Here is an 18712-nt window from a genome sequence, read left to right on the forward strand (position 1 = left end):
CTTACATCCCGCTCAGGCCGCTGTCGACCGCGAGCGTCTGCGCGGTGACGTAGACGCTTTCGTCCGACAGGAAGAACAGCACGGCAAGGCGATGCCGGAGCCGGTCTGGTTCACATCTTTGCTGGCGCGGTGACGTGGCGATCCGTGCTAGCTTGGATTTCGTGTCCAAAGCTTCAGCGAGGCAAGCATGTCCGACACTGACAAGGTTTTCGCCGGCTCGGTCCCAAGGCTCTACGACGAATATCTCGTCCCGATGATCTTCGCCGAGTATGCCGACGACATCGCAAGACGTGTCGCCGCGCTCTCTCCCTCCGTGTTGCTCGAAATCGCGGCGGGCACCGGCGCGGTGACGCGCGCCGTGGCAGCGGCGCTGCCACGCGGCGTCCGCTATGTTGCGACTGACCTCAACGAGCCGATGCTCGCGGTCGCAGCGCAGCGTCAGGCGGACGATGCTCGCATCACCTGGCGCCAAGCGGATGCGTCGGCTCTTCCGTTCGACGACGCCGAGTTCGACGTGGTCTGCTGCCAGTTCGGCGCCATGTTCTTCCCGGACCGCGTCAAGGGCTATTCGGAAGCAAGGCGCGTCTTGAAGCCAAGCGGCACGTTCCTCTTCAATGTCTGGGACCGCATCGAGGAGAACGTGTTCGCCCACGATGCAACGATGGCGCTCGGCAAGTTGTTTCCCGATGATCCACCTCGTTTCATGGCGCGGGCACCGCACGGCCATTTCGACCAGACGATCATCCGAGCGGATCTCGAACGCGCAGGTTTTGGCAACGTCTCGATCGAAACGCGGGCCACCATCAGCCGCGCGCCAACGGCGGACCACGTGGCGATCGCATACTGTCAGGGAACGCCGCTACGTGGCGAGATCGAAGCCCGGGATGCGAGCAAGCTTCAGGCTGCGACCGACGCCGTCGCCGAGGCGATCCGAATCCGCCACGGGTCAGGGCCGGTCGAAGCCAAGATCCAAGCGTTGGTGATCACGGCGCGCCGTATCTGATGATTTCGGCGTCCGTCACGTACGGCCCCGGCGCGGTGGCGCGCCCGCTTACCACCAATTCCGCTGCATCGGCTGCGTCGATTGATAGTACTGGTACTGGCCACGCTGCCGGCGCGGATTGACCGGTTGCACATACGGATCGCGCTGCTGGAAGAAGAAGAAGCCGTTGCCGCCATTGTCCCAGCCGTCATCGCTCGCGATCATGGCAGGCGCGGTCGGCTTGCGCGTGATGAAGCCGCCCTGCGGCTGATTGCTCAGCACCGCGACGAATTCGGTGCGGTAGTTGGTCTCACTGCTCAGCGGTTCGTCCGAGATGATGATCGAGGAGCGCGGCAACGCGGTCGGCGCGATGCGGTCAAGCACCTCCTGCGGGATGGTGATCCGGTCGAGCGCGTTCCTCGCCTCGTCGCCGTTTTCGATCGTCACCACGCTCCAGCGCAGACCCGTATCAGTCTTCGCCATCGCCGTGAAGATGTGCGTGCCGAGCGGCAGGTCGGGATTGCGGATCGTGACGGGGACCTCGATGCTGGTGTCGAACACCTCGCCGCCGCCGTCGGGCGCCGGCTTATGGGTGTTTCGCCGCACATACAGCTTCTGCGTCGCGCGGCTGATGTAGACCGAGACCGGCTCGAGCGCGAGCTTTGCGTCGGTCGCCGCCTTCACCGCGTCGGCCTTCTTGGTCGCCGTCGCCTTGGCGGCCTCCTTCGTGGCGGCGGCGGCGTCGCGCTTCGGCTGCGCGGCGGTCTTAGCGGCATCGAGCTGCGTCGCGGCCTCCGTCGCCTTGGTCGCGGCCTTCTGCTTCAACTCCTCGGCCTTGGCGCGAGCCTGATCGGTCTTTGCGTTCGCGAGCGACTTGTCGGCGAAGGCGAGCTCGGCGTCAGCGCGGGCCTTCTGCTGTTCCAGCTTGCGTAGCGCCGCCGGGAGCGAAGCAGCTTCTTTTGCGGCTGCCGATGCGGCCTTCTTGGCCTCGTCGGCGGCTCTCGTGGCCTCGTCGGCCTCGACGGAGAGCTTGTCGGCACGGCTCGGCGCCGCCGCCATGGCCTCCCGCTTCGGCATGAATAGCGACGGGTGAGAGAACTCGGTCGGGACCGCATCGTCCGGCGAGATGATCACGCGCATCCCGATATACGTCTTTTCGAACAAATTCTCGGCAAAGCCGAACGGCATCCGCACGCAGCCATGCGAGGCGGCATAGCCGGGCAGCGGCCCGCCATGCAGCGCGATGCCGTTCCAGGTGATGCGCTGCATGTTCGGCATCCAGGCATCGTCATACATGGTCGAATGATGGTCCTTGTCCTTCTCGATAACGGCGAAGACGCCGGCCGGCGTCTCGCGTCCCGTGGTGCCGGTCGACACCGGCGCGCGCAGGATCCAGCCGTCGGCGTCGTAGAAGGTGACCTGCTGGCTCTTGATCGACACAATCGCCATGATCGGCTCGCCGGCCACACGCGGCGCCACAGCCTCGGCCGCCTGGCGGGGCTGCTTGGCCGCGGTCGCCGGGGCCACCGCTGCAAACATGGCCACTGCCGCAAGCGCAATGATCCCGGCAGGCCCCCGACGCCGCATCGCCCTGGTGGATTGCGCCGTCGTCGATCGGTTTTTCATGCCATCCTCGGTCGAACTGCCAGTCTGCCGGTGTCGCTCAAATGTCAAATTGCGATCTTTGACTTAAGAATTCGCAGCCGCCTTACGTTCCCTCTGTGGCGAGATTCGGCACGTTCCGGCGACAATCTCTCATATATGACGGTTCGCACAGGCGGAAGGCGGCCTCCGGCCGAAGCTGGCCCGAAGCTGGCCTCGATCGCTGCGGCAGAATGTCCGGATCGGCCGCCCGGGGCCGGCGTCTGGCGGCGACCACGCCCACTGCGCAACTAGACGCCCAGCGCCTTCCGGTTGAACGTGCGCAGGAGGCGCAGTGACAACGTTCGCACGTTCGCAACGTTCATCAGCCACGCCGCGGCAGCGTAAGCGAGGCCACCGGCGAGGCTCACGACGATGAGCGACCCGAGACCGGTGCCGCCCGTTTGCGATCGCGCGATCAGGATCGCGACCGCCATCGCCGCAGCGGAAGCGGCAACAGCGGCGAGGCGGTTGAGGTCGAACGGGACCGGGTGGGCGCGATGCATCAGGACGACGGCAACGAGGAAACCGATCGCCTCGGTCGCGAAGGTTGCCAGCGCCGCACCGTAGAGCCCGTAGCCAGCGACCAGCGCGAACATCAAGACGACGCTGACGACCAGCGTGAGAAAGGACTGTGCCGCCAGCATGAAGGGCCGTTCGGCGAGCTGGAAGCTGATCTGGACATAGAACTGATTGGCAATGCCGAACAAGCGCGCGAGCACCAGGGTCGGCAGCAGCGCCGACACGCCGGCGCGGAAGTCGACGCCGACCAGCGTGCCGGCGACCTGGTCTGCCGCCAGCGCGAGCCAGACCGCGACCGGCGCGACGACGACGAGCAGCAGCTCGAGGCTCTCGGTCAGCCGCTCCCGCGTCACCGCATCGTTCTTTTCGGACAACGACCGGAACACCAGCGGCACGGTGGCCGCCGCGACGCTGGAAGCGATCATGACCATGAACTGGCGCGGCAGATCGGCGGCGACGCCAAAAATGCCGGCGGCGTCCGTGCCTAGCAAATAAGCGACGATGAGACGGTCGCAGGCTGAGTAGACCGCAACGGAAAGCCCGGCCAGCGTCAATGGAAGGCCGTAGCGCGCGAGCTGCATGAACTGACTGCGCTGGAAGCGCGCGATCTTGGTGCGGTCACCGACCAGATTCAGGATGATGCCGGTGAGCGAGCCCAGGCCGAATGCCGCAAGCAGCCCCAATCCACCCCAGCCGAGCCAGATGCCGGCGAGGCCAAAGCCGACGCTCGACACGCTGCGCACGATCGAGATCGCCGCGAACCGGTAGGGCCGCAGCTTGGCGCGCTCGAATTCCTGGCCGACATCGACCGCATTGGCCATGATCGCGACGAACATGCTGGCGAGCAGCAACTCGACGCTGACGTCGCTGCGGAACAGGAAGACCAGTGGAGTGGTGGCGCAGAGAACCGCGGCGGTCAGCGCAAAGGCGACCATGGCCGTGCCGCGAAAATCCACCTCCGCAGACATCGCCTGATAGCGCGACACCGACAGCTTGATCCAGGCGAAAAAGACCGCGCCCAAGATTCCGGCAAGGCTGATGCCGACGACATAGACGCCGTACTCCGCCGGCGTCAGCAGCCGCGTGTAAGCCGTGACCGCGAAGAACCCCACCGCCGCCGGCAGGATGTAGGCGACGAGATAGATCGAGAAATGGCGATTCAGCATGCGAGCACGGGACCGTTGGCGGCCATTGAGATTAACGGGTCGTTAAGACTGATGGACTTTGCTGGAGCAATCGAACTCCGCCGCTGGGCATCGGCAAGATACCCGCATAAGCCTGCAAATCGGACCGCGAATGAAACGTTCGCGCGGTTATCGCGCGTTAGCGTTAAATTTGCCCTGTTCTTGAACGGGCCGGCGGGATCACAGAAAAGAAGCAATGATATCGAAACGTCGCCCGACTCCTCCGATGCGCTGATGTGACTGACATGGACGTTGCCGAACGAACACGGGCGAAGCCGACCTCTCGGCCGCATCGCGGCGCTGACGCGCCGCTGGTTCCGGCAACCCCAGGCATGACTGGCGGCGACAGGATGGTCCTCAACCTCTTCTTCGAAGAGCGGGACGACCGCTGGTTTCCGGGCGACCGCCACCTCCGGCCGCTGCTACGGCGCTTGCTGCTGGGCAAGTCCTACGTCAGCGGCCAGCGGCGCGTGCTCCTCAATCTGTGCGCGGGCCTCGATCGGCTCGGCATCCGCTATCGCGTCAACGACTATCGCTACATCCAGAAGCATCCCGAAGAACTGGCCTGCATCATCGGCCGGCCGTTCGTGCTCGACTGGTTCAAGTGGAAGAACCCGCTGCTGCTCGGCGTCGCCATGTATGACCACCCGATCGATGCGCCGGAGAGTCTGAAGGACCTCGACGTAAAGCGCGTGCTGGTGCCATGCGCCTGGTACGCTGACATGTTCCGTCCGCACTGGCCCCATGTCGGCGCCTGGCCCGTCGGCATCGAGACCGATTTGTGGATACCAGCGCCAACCGAGCAGAAGTGCGTCGACGTGCTGCTCTATGACAAGGTCCGCTGGGATTACGAGCGGTACGAGGCGGAGCTGATCGAGCCGGTCCGCAGGTATCTCGAAGCGAGCGGCCGCTCCGTCGAGGTGATCCGCTACGGCTACTATAAGGAAGACGACTACAAAGCGGCGTTGGCGCGTTGCCGCAGCATGGTCTTCCTCTGCGAACACGAGAGCCAGGGCATCGCCTGCCAGCAAGCGCTGTCGAGCGGCGTCCCTGTCTTTGCCTGGGATCGCGGCGGGCCGTGGCAGGATCCAAAATATTTCCCGAACAAAGTGAGGTTCGAGGGCGGCGTATCCTCGGTGCCCTATTTCGACGCGCGCTGTGGCATGACCTTCACCGATGCGGACGGCTTCACCTCCGGCTGGAACGGCTTCTGGTCGCAGGCTAGCGCCGGCGGCTTCGCGCCGCGCGACTATGTGCTGGACAATCTGACGCTCGAGAAGGGCGCGCTTCACTATTACGAGATCGCCGAAGCGGCGATGCAGAACCACGCGTGACCAGGCTCGACAGACGCGAATTCCTGCTCGGTAGCGCCGCGACGCTCGCGACGGGCGCATCTGCGTCTGCCGCGCCGGCCTCGAAACGTGCCCAGCGCCGCCCGGGCTATGGTGCTGCGGCCACGCTCTGGGACCTGCAAGCCGATGCGCGGCTCGGGGACGCCATCAGCACCTATTGCACGCAGGTGGTGCCGGTGCTCGAGCTGAAATGGCCGATGCTGCGGCCGGACGCGCACACCTTCGCCTTCGAGCGCGCCGACGCGATCCTGGATTTCGCGCGAGACAACGATCTGACGATGCGCGGCCACGCGCTCGCCTGGTATCACGACATTCCGGACTGGACCAAGCAGATCAAGGACGGCAAGGGCGTCGAGCGCGCTTTCGTCGACCACATCGGCACCGTCGTTTCCTATTACAAGGACAAGCTGACGTCTTGGGACGTCGTCAATGAGCCGATCCCGGACAATCCGAAGAAGATCACCGATCGGCGCGACACGTTCTGGACGCAGCATCTTGGGAACAGCTGGATTCCGCTGGCCTTCCGCACCGCCGCCGCGGCCGACCCCTTCGTCAAGCTCGCGATCAACGAATACGACATCGAGTCGGCCAAGGACTCCTTCATCGCCAAGCGCGCGGCGTACCGCAACCTGATCATGGACCTGCTCGACCAGGGCGTTCCGCTCCACGCCGTGGGCTTGCAATCGCATCTGCATGCCGAGCTCGAGATCGACACGCACGGACTTGCCGAATTCGTCACCGAGCTGCGCTCCTGGGGGCTCGAGGTGCTCGTCACCGAGCTCGACGTCGACGATCAGAAGCTGACGGGGAGCCCGGCCGAGCGCGACGTCATCGTCGCCAAGCGCGTCGACGATCTGCTGACGGCCATTTCAACCAGCGGACCGGTGCGCTCGATCCTGACCTGGGGCATCTCGGATCGCTACAGCTGGATCAACGGCACCTTCGCCCGCAAGGACAAGCAGCCGAACCGTCCCCTGCCGCTCGACGGCGAGTTCAAGCCGAAGCCGTTCATGGACGTGATCAGCAAGTTCACGAAGGATGCTTGAGCGCGCTATTGTTTGAGCATGATCTTTCTGGAAAACCGCTACACACTTTGCGCGAACGCGGCCCTTCGGGTCGGGATCATGCTCTAGCGCGTCTTCGGCACCTCGAATGCGGCCACCTCTCCCATATCGTCGGGAGACAGGCTCGGCGCGCGCCGGTCGCGCGAATTCAACCGGAACACATCGCGGATGTCGTCGATCGAGGTCGATGAATAGGACTGGATGCAGAGCGCGACCTGTTCGGGCGAGGCGGCGCGCATCATCGCTTCGATGGCCGGACGGTCGAGGCGCGTGTCGTCCCAGTGCGAGACCGCGATGCTGTCTTCCGTGACCTGGTGAGTGGCCAGGTGCGCGGGCGAGCTCCCGACGAAATGGCCATAGAGCAGGTACTCGGAAAACTTCTTCTTCCGGCACAGCGCCAGGGCCCAGTTCAGCCCCGTCGCCGCCTTGATGGCGCCGGTCATCGCGCGCGCGGTGTCTCTGTCCCACACCAGCGCGTTGCCGACATAGTCGTCCGCAGGGAAGGACCTTTCCTTCACGCCGAGGAGCTGATCGACGGTGCGCAGCCACAGGGCGTGCAGCGGCGCATCGGCAGCGATGGCCTTCGGCGTGACGAAGAGCGGCGTCTTCTCACGGCCGGCGTATTGGCCGACGTCGAATTCGCGAAAGAACAGATTGTCCGAGTCCAGGATGCAGACGCGCTGCTCCGGCGCGTTGAGGACGCCGGCGATCTTCAGGATCTGCTGGATGTGCCAGCCGTGCACCGGCGACGACAGCAGCGAGAGCCAGACGCGCCGGCTGCTGATGAACTGGAGGGCCGGCGGCAGCGCGAAGAGCCATTTCGGAAGGTAACGCGAGGCCGGGACGATGACGCGCTTGTCGGAACCGAAGCGCTCGAACAGCGGCACGTCCTCATCGTTAACGAGAACATAATGCCGCGTGTATCCTGAGAGCCAGGTGTCGATGCTCTCGCTGAGCAGCGAAAAGCGCTCGATATCCTTGGCGTAGCTGGCGGTCAGCAGGGCAACGGAATGCATGGGCGCGCTCGAATGGCAGTCAGGCCGCAGTCATAGCCGCGTCAGGACGCGTTGGATACTTCCATTCGCAATCAAGGTAAAATGAAACGAAGCATTAGCCATCCGACGGCAGCCCCTGTTCGAGCCTGCGAAAGCGCAGCGGCGCCAGCGCGGAGGCGCGCTGCCACCAGTCGGCGACGCGGTCGTCGAGCGCGGACACGCCGCGGCCCTGGCCGGGAAATATCCGGATCTGCTGCACCGCCTCGGCTTCAAAACCCCTGCCCTTGCGCGTGATCTTGAGGGCGGCACCTTCACGGTCCCGCTGCGTCAGCGGCACCAGGAGGCGGCCGCGCGGACGGAGCTGCTCGAGCCAGAGTGGGTGCGGGTGCGAGAAGCCGGCGTGCACGATGATGACGTCGGCGAGTTCGCTGATCTTCTCACATCCATCGCCATGGACCACCTCGACATTGCGATAAGCGCGGAGGTGACCCGTAGCACGCTTCGCAAGCCGCTCGTCGCATTCGATTGCAAGCACCCTGCCCTTTGGGCCGACGATCTTCGACAGCACCGCGGAAAAATAGCCGAGCCCACAGCCGATCTGGACTACCCGGTCCTTCTCCCCAACCTCGAGCACGTCGATGAAGTGCGCCCACAGGCTCGGCAGCCCGGTATCAAGCTTGCGGCGCGCGTCGATCGCGACCAGCACATTGTCGTAGAGATGTACGGGATCGGCGTCCGGCGTCAGCCGATAGCTGCGCGCCGTCGCGCTCTTGATGCGCCAGGGTCCTCTTGGCAGAAAGCCCTCGCGCGGGACGGTGGCGAGCGCTTCGAGCAGGCGCTTTGAGGCAATCCGCTCGCGCTTTGCGATTGTCTCGGCGTAACGCGCACGCGCTGCGGCAAGATCGCTCATGTCAAGGGGCGGCCTGCTCGCGGACGAGCGCGTCCGCACCGAGCTCGTCGACCAGCTGCATCGCCTGCTTCAGGTCCGGCGTGTAGAAACCTTCGCTGAACTTGCCGACGATAGGCACGAGCAGGAGCCTTGCGTGCTCGCGCCTGCCGGCCTGGTGCGACAGCCGCGCGAGGCTGACGGCGGTACGAAGCTCCCAGGACAATGCGCCCTGCTTGCGCGCGGTCTCCAGCGACAGGGCGAACATATCCTCGGCCTCCCGCACTGATGCCGGGTCGCCGTCCGACAGCGTGATCTCGCCTTGCAGGCGATAGACTTCGGCGAGGTAGGAGTGATCGCCGGTTCGTCTTGCGGTCGCGAGCGCACCATCCAGCGCGCGCAAGGCGGCATCGCGCATCCCGACCTTGGCATAGGCCTCCGCGAGCAGGCAGCGGAACCAGCAGCCGGCGAGCCAGGAATCCATCGCCTCATACTCGTCGAGGCCAAAGCGCATCTGGCTGAGGCCTTCGTCGGCTTCGCCGAGCTGAGCCAGCGCCCAGCCGCGCAGGATCGCCGCCTGCTGCTTCCAGTGCAGGAAATTGTGCTCGGTGGCGATGATCATGGCGCGGTTGGCGTGATCACGTGTGCCCTCGACGTCGCGCAGATGCTGGCAGAGATAGGCGCCGAACATGAGCGCGAAAGCGAGCGTGAAGGGATGGCGGATCTTCTCGGCGTTCGCGATCGCTTGCTCGCTATGCTGGCGTGCCGCGTCGGGACGGCCGAGGAACCAGAGGAGATAACCGAGATAGGAGAGCGAGACGACGCCGGGATCGATGCCGTGGCGCTCCATCAGATCGGAGTGCAGCTCGGGGCTGTAGAGGTTGATGCAGCGGTGCAGGTGATGCTGGGCGGCAGCAAAGCGGCCGCGATAGAGCATGGTCATCGCGATTGCGCGGTGCGCCTCGATCAAATAGCCGGTCTGCTGCGACGGCTGCGTCCGCTGGTTCAGCCGCTCGCGCTTGGCGAATCTCAACAATTCGACGCTGAGATCGTGCGCGCGCGTGAGATCGGCGCGGATGAAATGGCAAACCCAGAGCCCGCGCGTGGCGGCGAAGGTCTTTTCGTCGTCGTCGAGCTGCTGGCCGAGCTCGAGCGCGCGGATGTAGTTCTCCTCGACCTCCTGCACGGCATAGCCTTTGGCGGCGATCAGCGCGTTGCCAAGTGCGATCCGCAGCTCGAGCTCCATCTCGTCGGCGCCCTGCATGCGCGCATTGGCCTGCACGACGCTGAGGCCGCGCCGCAAATGACCGATCGCTTCCAGATTGGCGCCGCTCTTGGCCGCCTGCTTGCCGGCCTTGAGCCAGAAGCTCGCGGCGCCCTCGCTCTGCCCGGATTCGGTCAGGTGATGAGCGAGCAGCTCCGGTTCGCGCTCTGTCTTCTCCGGATACATCTCGGCGAGCACCTGGGCGATCCGGGAATGCAGCTTGCGGCGCTCGCTGTGCAGCAGGCTCGCATGTGCGGCGTTCTGGATCATCACGTGCTTGAAGGAGTAGAGCGCGTCCGGCGGATGGCCGCGGCGCATGATCAGGCCCGCCTGCTCCAGATGATTGAGCGCGGCTTCGATCTGCTCGGCGGGCGTGTTGGCGACTGCGTGCAGCGTCTCGTAGGAAAACTCGCGGCCGATCGTGGCGCCGATCTGGGCGATCCGCTTGAACGGACCCATCCGGTCCAGCCGCGCCATCAGCGAGTCCGTCAGGGTCGCCGGGATCGCGAGCTGCCGCCACGGGCCCGACAGCACGTAGCGCCCGTGCCGCTCAGTCAGGAGGTTGGATTCCAGAACCGTCTTGGTCAGCTCTTCCAGGAACAGCGGCACGCCGTCGGTCTTGACGATGATCTCCTCGACGACTTCCTTAGGCAACTCTCGTCCGGCGACGCGCTCGACCAGCGTCGTGCGCAGCTGCCGGCTCAGACGGTTCAGCACCAGGGTCGTGACATGCGAATGCGCGTTCCAGCTCGGCTGGAATTCGGATCGCGCGGTGATGATGACCAGCATCGGCCGGTTCTGCACCCGGTCGACCAGGAGGTCGATCACCTCGCGCGAGGTTGGGTCGATCCAATGCAGATCCTCGAACACAATCACCAGCGGCATCTCGCGCGCAAGGCCGAGGAAGTGATTGACCAGCGCCGCGACGGTCGCATCCTTCTGCTGCTGCGGCGAAAGGTCGAGCCGCGGATAGCGGTCGCCGGTCGGTATCGACAGCAGCGCGGCAAACAGCGGCGCGACCTGATCGACGTCGCCATGCGCGGCGGCGATCGCGGTTTCCAGACTCGCCAGCGACTGCGCGGACGCATCCTCGCGGTCGAGGCCGAGGGAGAATTTGAGCTGTTCGACGAACGGATGGAACGCCGTGGAGGTGTAGTAAGGCGAGCACTGGAGCGAGACTTGTCCATGGCGATCGCCGGATATCCGTTCGAAGATTTCCTGGATGATGCGCGACTTGCCGATGCCGGGCTCGCCGAACTTGACGACGACCTGGCCGTCGCCGTCCTTGACCTGCTGCCAGCGCCCCATCAGCAGCGCGATCTCCTCCTCGCGGTTGACGAGCGGCGTTAGCCGCGTGCCCATGGCAGCGGCGAAGCGGGTCTCCACCCGCGAGGCGCGCATCACGTGCCAGGCTTGCGTCTTTTCGGAGATGCCCTTCAAGTCATGGACGCCGAGATTGCGGTAGTCGAACTTCCCCTTCAGCAGCGCTTGTGTCGAGGCGGAGATCACGACGCCGTTGGGCGGCGCCAGGCCTTGCAGGCGCGCGGCGAGATTGACGGTTTCTCCGACCGCGGAATCGCGCTCTTCGGTGCCCTGTCCGACGAGATCGCCGACCACGACGAGACCGGTCGCGATCCCGATGCGGACGGCGGGCGAGTGGCTCAGCGCGCCACGTGGCTCGGTCGCGCGCGCGCTCGACAGCACTCGCACGATCTCGAGCCCGGCGCGCACCGCGCGCTCGGCGTCGTCCTCATGAGCGGTCGGATAACCGAAATAGACCAGGATACCGTCGCCGACGAAACGGGCGGCAAAGCCCTCGTAATGCTTGACCACGCGGACGCAGGTTTCGCGGAAGCCCGCGATCATGTCGCGCACGTCTTCCGGATCGAACTGAACCGAGAGCGAGGTGGAATCCACCATGTCGCAGAACATGGTGGTGAGCTGGCGCCGTTCCGCGCCGACCTCCGCCCGCGCTTGCGGAGGCGCCACTGCCGCCGACGGCTCCGCCGTTTCAGCCTGGAATAGCGCCGACATGGCTCGCTGAAGCCGCTTGCGATCACCGAGCGGCAATCCGAGCTCGACCAGATCCGACTCGGTCAGGTCCGCCACGACGTCGAGATCGAGACGGTGTTGCGCGAACAGATCAGCGTAGTGGCCGAGACCGATGCCCTCGAGCCAGCGCTTCAGCCCGCCCTCCGTTCTCGTACCCGGCTCGTTCTCCAGCATGGTGATTTCTGCCCGACCATCACTCCGTCCTAGGGCTTTGGACCCCTCAACCACAGATTTTGGGGCCCGAACTTCACCTCAGACTGGACGCGTTCCCTAACTCCTGGAAAGAATAGCTCAATCAGATCAAAAGGGAATGGCGTTGTCGGACATTGCATCCGGAGCGAAACGGGAATCGGAAGGCATAGGCGCCGAAACCAGGTCGTTTGCCGATATCGGCGGCGTCCTCGACTTCCATGCGCGGAAGATGTCGGCGGCACCCGCCCTCCTCGCCCCGGGCCGGCCGGCCCTCAGCTACGGCGCACTGCGCGAGTCGATTCAGCAACTGGTCCATACCCTGCGTGGGCTCGGCATCGGTCCCGCAGACCGCATCGCCGTTGCGCTGCCGCGCGGCGCCGACAGCGCGCTGGCATTGATCGCAGTCGCCTCGAGCGGTGCCTGCGTCCCCATCAATCCCGATCTGACCGCGGACGAGCTGCAGCGCTATTTCAGCGAACTGAAGCTGACGGCGCTCGTGACCCGGGCCGACATGAACTCGGCGAGCCGCGACGTCGCTAGGTCGCTCGACATCGCAGTGATTGATTTCGTGCCGGGGCCGGTGAACGATCTTGGCGGCTGCGCGTTCATCGGGCCGACGATCGGGCCGGCAAATGCCAGCGGCACCTCGCGCGGCGACGACGATGCATTCATCCTGCTGACGTCAGGCACGGCGGCGCGGCCGAAAATGGTGCCGCTGACGCATCGCAATGTGTGCCTATCCGCCCACAATGCCGGCCGCGTGCTGTCGCTCACGTCGCACGATCGTCTGCTCAACGTCCTGCCGCTGTTTCACGCCCATGGTCTGATCTCCGGCCTGCTGACAGCGCTGACCGCAGGCTCCAGCGTGATCTGCACCGACGGTTTCGACGCCTCGTCCTTCTTCAGTTGGATGCGGCAGCTGCAGCCAACCTGGTACACGGCGGTGCCGACCATTCATCGCGCGCTGCTGACGGCGGCGGAAGCTGATCCGGACCGCGTCCGGCCGTCGTCCTTGCGCGTGATCCGTTCGGCCTCCGCCTCGCTGGCGCCGGCGATCCTCGAAGGGCTGGAGGCGACGTTCGGCGTTCCCGTGCTCGAGACCTACGGCATGACCGAGGCGGCCTCGCAGATCGCGGCCAACCCGTTCGAGCTACGCAAGGTCGGATCGGTCGGCCGCGCGGCGGGCCCGGAGATCGCGATTATGGACGAGACGGGCCGCGCAGTCGCGAGCGGCACGCATGGCGAGATCATGCTGCGCGGCCCCAACATGAGCCGCGGCTACTATAATGACGCGGCGGCGACAGAGGCCGCGTTCCGCAACGGCTGGTTCCGGACCGGAGATCTCGGCTATCTCGACGCCGACGGCTACCTCTTCATCGTTGGCCGCATCAAGGACGTCATCAACCGCGGCGGGCAGAAGATCTCGCCGCTGGAGGTGGAAGAGGTCCTGCTCAGCCATCCGGCGGTGCTGGAAGCCGGCGTGTTCGCCGTCCAGCACGACAAGCTCGGTGAGAACGTTGCGGCCGTCGTGGTGCTGCGACCGAATTCCGAGGCGAGCTCGGAGCAGTTGCGCCAGTTCGCGCGAAAGCGGCTCGCGGCCTACAAGGTGCCGAGCCTGATCCGCAGCGTGGCCGCGCTGCCGAAAGGCGCCAGCGGCAAGGTCAAGCGCAATGCGCTGGCCGATCTGATCGCAACAGTAGAGGGCGGCGACGAGGCCCGGCTGCCGCGCAACGCGCTGGAGACCCAGCTCGCCGCGATCTGGGCCGGTCTATTGGAGCTGCCGCAGGTCGGCGCCGATCAGGACGTCTTCGCGCTCGGCGCGGATTCGCTCGCGGTGACGCAGATGCGCTCGCGCCTGCGCGAACGCTTCAACGTCGATTTCTCGTTCGAGGACATTTTCGACTGTGCCACGGTCACAGCTCTTGCGGCCCGGCTCGAGACCGCCGCAAGCCACCGCGAGGCGGCGCTGCCGGCATGGCGCAAGGCCATAGACGCGAACGCGCCGCTGTCGTTCCAGCAGCAGCGGATGTATTTGCTCTCGCGGCTCGATCCGACCAACTACAATTACAATGTCGCCGAAGTCGCGCTTCTCAAGGGCCCGGTCGACGTCGCGGCGCTTTCTGCGGGCCTCGCGGCGATCTGCGTGCGCCACGAGGCGCTGCGCTCGGTTTTCACCGAACGGCAGGGCGAGCCGGCGCAGCTTGTGCTGCAATCGCCACCGCAGTTCGAGCGGATCAAGCTCAAGCCGTGCCCTGCGGACAAGCGGATCGCAGTGATCCGGCGCGAGGCGCTCAAGCTCGCACAACATCCGTTCGATCTTTCGCACGAACCGCCGCTCAAGGTGACGCTGCTGTCATTCGACAAGACGAGCCACGCGCTGGTGGTCAACGTCCATCACATCGTCACTGATGGCTGGTCGCAACGGCTGTTCTGGGAAGAGCTTGCCGCCCATTATGCGGCCGCGCACAAGAGGAGCGCCGCCGCGCTGCCGCCACCCGCCTTCCAATATCGCGACTTTGCGCTGTGGCAGCAGAGCTGGGCGCAGACGCCGGCGGCAAAGGAACAGCTCGACTATTGGCGGACCCAGCTCGACGGCGTCACCATGCTGCCACTGCGAACCGACCGGCCGAGAGCGGAGATCTGGAGCGGGCACGGCGCCCGTCGCTATCTCGAATTCTCAAGAACTCTGTCGGCCGATCTGCGCACGCTCAGCCAGAACCAGGGCGTCACGCCATTCATGACGCTGCTCGCCGTGTTCCAATGCCTGCTGTTTCGCCACACCTCGCATGAAGACGTCGCCACCGGCTCGCTGATCGCCAACCGCAACCAGATCGAAAGCGAGCGCCTGATCGGGCTGTTCGCCAACACTCTGATCCTGCGCAACGATTTTGGCGGCGATCCGAGCTTCGGCGAGATGTTGCGGCGGGTGCGGCAGGTCACGTTGGACGCCTACCGCAATCAGGACCTTCCAATCGAGGAGGTGTTGCGCGCGCTCCAGGTCGCGCGCCGTAGCGACGGCAATCCGCTGTTCCGGATCATGTTCATCCTCCAGAACGCCTCGATCGAGGCAGCGCACTTCCCGGGCCTCTCGATGCGGCGGCTGGAAGTCGATCCCAAGGTGGCGCGCTTCGACATCACGCTCGAACTGGTCGAGGCCGACGGCCGTTTCACCGGCTTCTTCGAATACGCCACCGATCTGTTCGACGCGGCGACGATCGACGGCATGGCCGCCCAGTTCAAGACCCTGCTCAAGGCGGCCATCGCCAATCCGGAGCAGCGCATCTCGCGCCTGCCGCTGCTGACCGAGGCCGAACGCCGGCAATTGCTGGCGAAAGGCCGGGGCGTGCCGGCCAATTTCACCACGCGCGGCAATTTGAGCGAACGCTTCGATCTTCAGGTCAGGACGACACCGAACGCTATCGCGGTGTCGGACGGACGCACGTCCCTGAGCTATCGCGAGCTGGCGCGCCGCAGCCAGGCGGTCGCGCGCTGGCTGACCCGCGAGGGCGTTGGTGCCGAGAGCGTGGTCGCCTTGCTGGCGGAGCGCGGGCCCGACCTGCTCGCCGCGATGATCGCGGTGCAGCGCGTGGGCGCGGCCTTCCTCAATCTCGATCCCGACCAGCCGACGGCACGGCTCGCGACCATACTCGGATCGAGCTGCGCCCGCGTGCTGCTGACCGGGCGGGCTCAGTCCGCCATGGTCGAGACGCTGATCGATCCGCTGGTCGAGCGCATACATGTGGCCGAGCTCGAAGACGCGATAGCGCCAGGGACGACCAAGCCGGCCCGCGCCGCACCGCGCGCCGCCGCGAGCCTAGCTTATCTCGTCTATACCTCCGGATCCTCCGGCACGCCGAAAGGCGTCATGATCGAGCAGCGCGGCCTGTCGAACCATCTGGCCTCGCTCATCTCCGAGCTCGGGCTCACGGCCAGGGACGTGATCGCGCAGACCGCTCCACAGAGTTTCGTCATTTCAGTCTGGCAGTTCCTCGCCGGGCCCATGGTCGGCGCACGCGTGCATATCTGTGGCAACGCGACCATGCAGGACCCGATCCTGCTGGCGCAGGAGATCGAGCGCGAAGGCGTCACGGTGCTCGAGATCGTTCCCTCGCTGTTGCGGGTCGTCGTCGAACGGATGAACGAGGCGCAGGTCCAACGCGCCTTCTCCAAGTTGCGGCTGCTGATCTCGACCGGAGAGCCGCTGCCCGTCGATCTCTGCCACGCCTGGTTCGCCCGCTACCCGAAAGTGCCGCTGATCAACGCTTATGGCGCGTCGGAATGTTCTGACGACGTCTCCCTGCATCGCCTGACCAAGGCGCCGGCAATCGCGACCGGCAACGTTCCGGTCGGCGCGCCGCTGCCGAACACCCAGCTCTATGTGCTCGATGCAAACCTCCAGCCGCAGCCGGTCGGCGTGACCGGCGAGCTCTGTATCGGCGGCGCTGGCGTCGGCCGCGGCTACATCAACGATCCCGCCCAGAGCCGGCAGCGTTTCATGCCCGATCCGTTCACGCGCCGGGTGGGCGCGCGGCTTTACCGGACCGGCGACCTCGCCCGCCGCCGCGCTGATGGCACGATCGAATGCCTCGGCCGCGCCGACCATCAGGTCAAGATCCGTGGCTACCGGATCGAGCTCAAGGAGATCGAGAGCGTACTTGCCGAGCATCCGACTGTGCACGCCGGCATCGTCGAGCCGCGTCGCGAGGCGAGCGGCGATGTCAGACTGATCGCTCATATCGTCGCAAGGCCCGGCAGCACGAGCAGCGCCAGCGAGCTGCGCGAATTCCTGAAGGGCCGGCTGCCGGGCCACGCCATCCCGTCCGCATTCCTGTTCCTCGATCAGGTGCCGCTCAATGCCCATGGCAAGCTCGACCGGTCTGCGCTGCTGGCGCCGGCGCAGCGGGACGTGTCCGGACCGGATGCGGCCGTGCCGGCGCGGCGCCTCACCGAGAAGGTGCTCGCCGACATCTGGATCGACCTATTGAAGGTCGAGAGCATCAGTGTGACCGACAATTTCTTCGATCTCGGCGGTCATTCGCTGCTCGCGGGACAGGTGATGGCGCGCATCGCCCGTGCGCTCGGCGTGTCGCTGCCGATCAAGACCATCTTCGAGGCCCCGACGATCGAAGAGCTGGCCCGGCAGGTCGACACGGCGGTGGCCGCGAAGCCGCGCAAGCCTGCCGCAAGCGGGACAAGGCAGACTGAAACGAGTCTGGCAGACCGCAGTCCTCCGGCGCTCTCGATCGCACAGGATCAGATGCTGCGGATCGAGCAGAACCTGCCGGGGCTGCCGCTGTTCAACCTGCCTTTCGCCTTCAGCCTCAAGGGCCCACTCGATCGGGACGCTCTGGCGCAGGCGATCGATGATATCGTCCGCCGGCACGAAGCGCTTCGAACCACATTCAGCTGGAACGGCGAGGGGCCCGTCAGCCAGATCGTCGCGCCCGGCACCCTCGGCCGCGTCCTGACCAATGAGGTCATCGGCGATGGTCTTCCCCACAACAACAAGCGACGCAGGGCCCTGGAGCTCAGGAAGATCGATCTCCTGATCGAGCAGGAAACCTATACTCCGATCGACACCACGCGCGCGCCGCTGATGCGCACCCGGTTGTTACGACTCCACGATAATGATCATGTGCTGCTGCTGGCGCTGCATCACGCCGTCGTCGACGGCTGGTCGATCGGCGTGGTGTTCGAGGAATTGTCGAACCGCTATGCGGCGCTGGCCGGATATCCGTCGGTGCCGCTGCCGAAACTGCCGCCGGCCTTTTCGGACGTCGCGCGCTGGCAGCGCTGGTGGTGCGGCACCGACGCGGCCCGCCGCCAGCTCGCCGACTGGACCGAGAATTTGCGCGGCGCGGCCCCGCTCTTCGATAGCGAATCAAGACCGGGTGCGTCCACCGGGCATCATCCGGTGAGCCTGGATCGTGAGCTGATCGGCCGGCTCACGGCGTTCGCCGGCCGGCATAACGCCACTCTGTTCATGTGCCTTCTCACCGGCCTGAAGGCGTTGCTGCTGGCGCGAACGGGGCGCACCGACATCGTGGTCGCCACCGCCATGGCCAATCGCGCCCAGCCGGATACTGACCGAATCGTCGGCCCGTTCGAGAACACGGTGATCGTCCGCACCAAAATCACGCCGGAGCTGTCGTTCGTGCAAGCCTTGGCGCGGGTGCGCCAGAACGTGCTGGACGCGCATGCCCGGCAGGAGCTGCCGTTCAACATCCTGGCCGAACATCTTGAGCGGGAGGGGGTAGATCCGGCCTCGCTGTTCCAGGTCTATTTCACCTTGCAAAATCCGCTGCGCCAGCCGCTCGATCTGCCCGATCTCGCGACAGAATCGATCGGCAACATCGCTCGCGAAGGCCAGCCGGTGCTGCCGATCGACCAGACCTGGCTGTCACTGATGCTCAAGGAACGCCCGACCGGAATCACCGGTTCATGCAATTACAAGCGGGAGCTGTTAGACGGCCGCATGGTCGGCGCCTGGATGGAGGATCTCGTCGCGTTGCTGGCGGCGGCGATCGCCGAGCCCAGCGCGCCTCTCGGCAAATTGCTCGACCGCAGAGCAGCCTGAT

At 65.5% G+C, this 18712-nt stretch carries 10 protein-coding genes; 4 read left to right on the forward strand and 6 right to left on the reverse strand.

Features of this window, described 5'->3' with window-relative positions:
• Position 1: 1 nt before the first annotated feature.
• A complete protein-coding gene (locus ACR9YP_RS37840) occupies positions 2-169 on the reverse strand; it encodes a hypothetical protein (RefSeq protein ID WP_474221218.1) in 168 nt (55 codons plus the stop codon).
• A gap of 18 nt (positions 170-187) precedes the next feature.
• On the opposite strand from ACR9YP_RS37840, the gene ACR9YP_RS37845 reads away from it, so the two are divergent.
• The gene (locus tag ACR9YP_RS37845; RefSeq protein WP_474218471.1) at positions 188-1003 is read left to right on the forward strand and encodes a class I SAM-dependent methyltransferase; all 816 of its coding nucleotides are present in this window, start codon (positions 188-190) and stop codon (positions 1001-1003) included.
• Positions 1004-1051: 48 nt separating this feature from the next.
• Here the strand turns inward: ACR9YP_RS37845 and ACR9YP_RS37850 are convergent, their stop codons facing one another.
• Together ACR9YP_RS37850 and ACR9YP_RS37855 are read right to left on the reverse strand one after the other, a co-directional pair.
• Entirely contained in the window at positions 1052-2608 is a 1557-nt protein-coding gene (locus ACR9YP_RS37850) for a L,D-transpeptidase family protein (RefSeq protein WP_474218472.1), read from the reverse strand.
• Between the two features lie 266 nt (positions 2609-2874).
• Complete coding sequence (locus tag ACR9YP_RS37855; RefSeq protein WP_438111078.1) at positions 2875-4311, reverse strand: oligosaccharide flippase family protein; 1437 nt, start codon at positions 4309-4311, stop codon at positions 2875-2877.
• 263 nt (positions 4312-4574) lie between these two features.
• Between ACR9YP_RS37855 and ACR9YP_RS37860 the strand changes: the two genes are divergently transcribed.
• Both ACR9YP_RS37860 and ACR9YP_RS37865 read left to right on the forward strand, forming a co-directional pair.
• The gene (locus tag ACR9YP_RS37860; RefSeq protein ID WP_474218474.1) at positions 4575-5663 is read left to right on the forward strand and encodes a glycosyltransferase; all 1089 of its coding nucleotides are present in this window, start codon (positions 4575-4577) and stop codon (positions 5661-5663) included.
• Positions 5660-6727: an endo-1,4-beta-xylanase gene (locus tag ACR9YP_RS37865; protein WP_474218475.1), complete on the forward strand. Its 1068-nt coding sequence runs from the start codon at positions 5660-5662 to the stop codon at positions 6725-6727. Before ACR9YP_RS37860 ends, ACR9YP_RS37865 begins: the two co-directional genes overlap by 4 nt.
• 83 nt (positions 6728-6810) lie before the next feature.
• On the opposite strand, the gene ACR9YP_RS37870 is transcribed toward ACR9YP_RS37865, so the two are convergent.
• The 3 genes from ACR9YP_RS37870 to ACR9YP_RS37880 form a co-directional block, all read right to left on the reverse strand.
• The gene (locus ACR9YP_RS37870; protein WP_474218476.1) at positions 6811-7761 is read right to left on the reverse strand and encodes a DUF6492 family protein; all 951 of its coding nucleotides are present in this window, start codon (positions 7759-7761) and stop codon (positions 6811-6813) included.
• Between the two features lie 94 nt (positions 7762-7855).
• Positions 7856-8650: a protein-L-isoaspartate O-methyltransferase family protein gene (locus ACR9YP_RS37875; RefSeq protein WP_474218477.1), complete on the reverse strand. Its 795-nt coding sequence runs from the start codon at positions 8648-8650 to the stop codon at positions 7856-7858.
• A 1-nt stretch (position 8651) separates the two neighbouring features.
• A complete protein-coding gene (locus ACR9YP_RS37880) occupies positions 8652-12116 on the reverse strand; it encodes an ATP-binding protein (RefSeq protein ID WP_474218478.1) in 3465 nt (1154 codons plus the stop codon).
• A 136-nt stretch (positions 12117-12252) separates the two neighbouring features.
• Between ACR9YP_RS37880 and ACR9YP_RS37885 the strand changes: the two genes are divergently transcribed.
• Positions 12253-18711 (forward strand): amino acid adenylation domain-containing protein, encoded by a 6459-nt coding sequence (locus tag ACR9YP_RS37885; protein ID WP_474218479.1) that lies wholly within the window; start codon positions 12253-12255, stop codon positions 18709-18711.
• The last annotated feature ends 1 nt before the right edge of the window (position 18712 follow it).

It is taken from the genome of Bradyrhizobium sp. BR14999 (assembly GCF_056106085.1).